The following is a 3,570-nucleotide window of genomic DNA, read 5'->3' as shown; positions in this document are numbered from 1 at the left end:
AACTTCCGTCTCTGCATGACCACCTCCGGCTTGATAAAACACCCAATCTCGGTGTCCATCAAACCGGCAGCAGCTCAGGAATTCCATCGAGCCTGAAGGTGGGCGCCACCTTAGTGTGGCGAGCTTTCCCGCGCGTCCGGGCACTGTCACTCCACGGAGAATCCAATTCGAAGGCGGCGGACTGATCTAGCCCGTCCCCGCGACCCTTCTCATCCAGGGTGAAGCTCAAGAAAACGAGGTCCAGAACTCACTTCGGAAGGAATGTGAAAGCGGAGACCTCGTTCCTATTTTCGTAACAGCCGAGATATTCTAGTTGTGCGCCTCACCAGGCCTGACTGTGTATTCCGCCTGACACGACGGACAGGCGCTCGCTGCCGTCAATGTCGTCACGCGTGGACTGAGAACGCTTGAGGAGCTGCAGTGCCCGATCCTGAGGGGGACGAGAGCCCACCAGCCCGGTGCAGCCGTAGCGGGCCGGAGCGATTCGGAGAGACGCGGGCGGCAACGACGGTCGAGGGATTGGCCGGATCTGCCCAGCGCCATATGAATACTGGCGCAGGGCGCGCGCCTGCGATGGAGAGATCCATCGCCAGGTCCGGGACGGCACCACTCAACCAGCAGTCCGAAGCGGCGGGGCGCCGTCCCGTCGGGCGCAACTTCAAGAGCCGGCGGCACCGGGGAGGAGCACGTCGGAGAAACCTGCCAGCCTCAAGGCCGCGGCACCTGGACGTTGCCGCATTCTCACCCGCATCTGCATTTCACTATGTGAATCAGGTCGACGCTGGCGGCTCGCAAAAAGCGACCTCAGGCGCCGAGACCTGCGGCCGAGGGTTACCTTCCCTCCACTGTTCCTGCGGTCAGAGGCCTCCTTGTGAGCACGACGGAGAACCGCCCTAGCGCATTCTGCAATTCTGCAACGGCTTTCCGACGACCTAAAGCGGCCACCGCGCTAACCCAAGCGCCCGATCCGGGGCACTTTCCACGATCAGTAGTATTGCAGTAGGCGCAATTCCCTGGCCGTCGATCGTGCCCGCCGATCGCGACGTCTATCTCAGCCGCTCTACGACAAGGCACCCTTCCAATAAGGGGGCCTAAGCGGGCGGGGTTTTGCTGCTTCCGCGAGCCGGATGACGAGATGCTATTCGACTTTCGGACTAATGCCGCTTTTTGTGCGGGCTTGCTCCAGCCGCCCGGGTGACGCCGCAGGCCGATTTGCTGCCGGATGCCATTTTCAGAGACTATTTATGGGGACGGTCAATCGAGCCGGGGGCGCCTCCGCCGTGAATGGCGATCGCCGAGGTCCTATAACCTATAGCCAGCACCCGTCATCAGTTCAGCTTGAAAAGCAATCTGCCCTAGCCGCTTCTTGAGTGTTTCCAGTAACGACAGTCTTGTATCAGGCGCCGCAACCTGCGCTCCCGTTGCGGGTACGGGAATAATATTCAACGGTCTCGCTGCTCGACGGCTAGAGATTTTTTTCGCAGATTCTCCTTTTGCAGCATGCTTCGGCTTCAAGACCTCGCCGCCTGATTTCGGAGTGATCGGTTTTGGGCAACGTCGAGCTCGGAGAATGCGCTCTGCAGCGGCCGAGCAGATTGCACCGACGTCATCGATGTAGAAGGACCGATGATCGACGGAGCCACAATGGTCGGCAATACCCAGCAAACGCTGCAAGCCACGCTGAAGCGTCAGTCGAACGAAGATCGTTTGGTCCCGCCTGAACGAACAGGATGTTTGGGCATCTTTGAATGCCGCGATCACTGACGATTGTCGGCCTAGCATATCTGCAAGAAGTGCACCATCCGTCGCAAAGCATTGCTGACTGGTCTCATGGATAGCGTTTGGTAGGTAGAGGGTGTGATACGATATCGTCCTTGCCCCGCCGTTATCGACACTGGAGCTCGAACCTTCAACAATGAGGTGACGCATCAGAGGCATTCGTCTTCTCCCAGTTAGACACCCTCAGTTCAGCTGTACGAGAGCATCTGGCCGTACTAGCTGCTCGGCGGAAGCGCATGCCGCCTGCGCTAGTTGCACTAATCCAGTCGTGGCCCCCTCCCAAACAATCTGGCTTTGGCGCCTGTTCTTCTTGGGTGATTCTATTTGGAACGGGATCGAACTGAGGCGTTGTTCCTTTGCATGAACTTTCAGACTTGCCTGGATGGCGGCGTTCATTTTGACCAGCACCTCGGCGCTGACGCAAGGTGGCGGAGGTGGTTCAGGTGGGTTTCGGGAGGAGGTACAGGCTCGGGCACAGCGGCCCGCTCTATGTCGAGCAGTGGCACGGTGAACGGTACTGGTGGTTCGCCCGGACCTTACACCAGCAACGGTCTCAACCACCAAACCACGGGAAATCGGCTGGGCAATCCCGATAGGAATGAGAACAACGGCTCGTCCTCCCCCGCTAGCGGCTACGTCACCGATCCTGCGATGAACAAGGCTGTGCAGGATTTGGGGGATTCGAATACTGGTATTGTAGCGCAAACCGCTAGTCCTCCGCCACCTACCCCACAGTGAGCGCCCTGGGTGGAATTAGAACGGCTTCTATTGGCAAACGCTCTGTACACGATGTCCTTCAGCGTTGTCGCTTGGCTTCCAGCGCCCCGGTGCTCCCGGCAACCGATCCAATTGCGGAATAGAGCGCCGGGAATGCTAGGTCACCAGCCCTTTAAGCCCGCAGTTGAAGGCCGAAGTTTTCCGCTGCACGCTTCACTGATGAAATGTATCTATCCAACGCGCTCGCAATTTGAACCGCGCCAGCGCCTTCGCGCGACAGCTCGAGCAGGAGTTGCACCTCTGCATCGGTCCACTTTCTGGGTTTGTCGTTTCTCTTCATGCAGGCAATGCTTGATGGTTCATCAGACTGGTTCGAAAAGGAAGAAAGCCCGCCAGGTGCGTTAGCTAGCGGGCTTCCAGCCGAAGGTCGCAGCGAGTTCACCATTGCGACCGAAGAATATGAACGGAACTAGGTTTACACTTTGTTAGCGGCGGCTGCGTAGCGTGTCGCTTGGGACGGGGCCGTGGGGGACATACGCGGCCTTGTGCTCGGGGTGAGAGCCCGCCAGCTAGCCAGCCCCGGCGGCGCTCTCCCTCAGCATAGATGGTTCAAATTCATAACTATTTTGATTTTTGATGTGGGTCATATTTCCCTTGCCCAATGGCCCGGTATGATCGATTCACCAGGGCTGGCTTCGTATCGACTTAGATCTTTTCCACCCGGATTTTTTTGACGGCGCTGGGCCGCAGCAGTATCCCCCTGCTGCGGCCTTCGCTTGCCTTGGCGCCCATGGAATTCTCAAAGATTCACGCGACACGCTTCGCCTGCTCAAAACTTTCAAGAAAAGATTAAGAGCCTCGGCACGCTCCGCGCAATTCTCCTGCTCCTGGGAGCTCGCCTGAAAGGACGGTGCAGCCTCAAACGCCGACGGAAAGGCCATTAGCAGCCACGTGGTGGTGGTTGGCTGCAATCGTTCTGCGGCTCGTTTTAAGGTATTCCATTCGGCGTAGGCCGCAGGGCTACCGCCTGAGTAGTCCAGGGTTCTCTTTATAGAACTTGATGAGCTCGATCAG

2 protein-coding genes are annotated in these 3,570 nt (G+C 58.2%); both read right to left on the bottom strand.

The window, feature by feature from the left end; translation table 11 throughout:
* Positions 1-1,302: 1,302 nt before the first annotated feature.
* Positions 1,303-1,938, bottom strand: a complete 636-nt coding sequence (locus AC0L3S_RS38830; RefSeq protein WP_473285204.1) for a hypothetical protein — start codon at positions 1,936-1,938, stop codon at positions 1,303-1,305.
* A 730-nt stretch (positions 1,939-2,668) separates the two neighbouring features.
* On the bottom strand, positions 2,669-2,836 hold the full coding sequence (locus tag AC0L3S_RS38825) for a hypothetical protein (protein ID WP_473285202.1): 168 nt from the start codon (positions 2,834-2,836) through the stop codon (positions 2,669-2,671).
* Positions 2,837-3,570: the final 734 nt, after the last annotated feature.

The organism is Bradyrhizobium sp. Ken01, assembly GCF_055807355.1.
The sequence above is the reverse complement of the archived record's forward strand: the minus strand, read 5'-3'. Positions and strand labels throughout refer to the sequence as shown.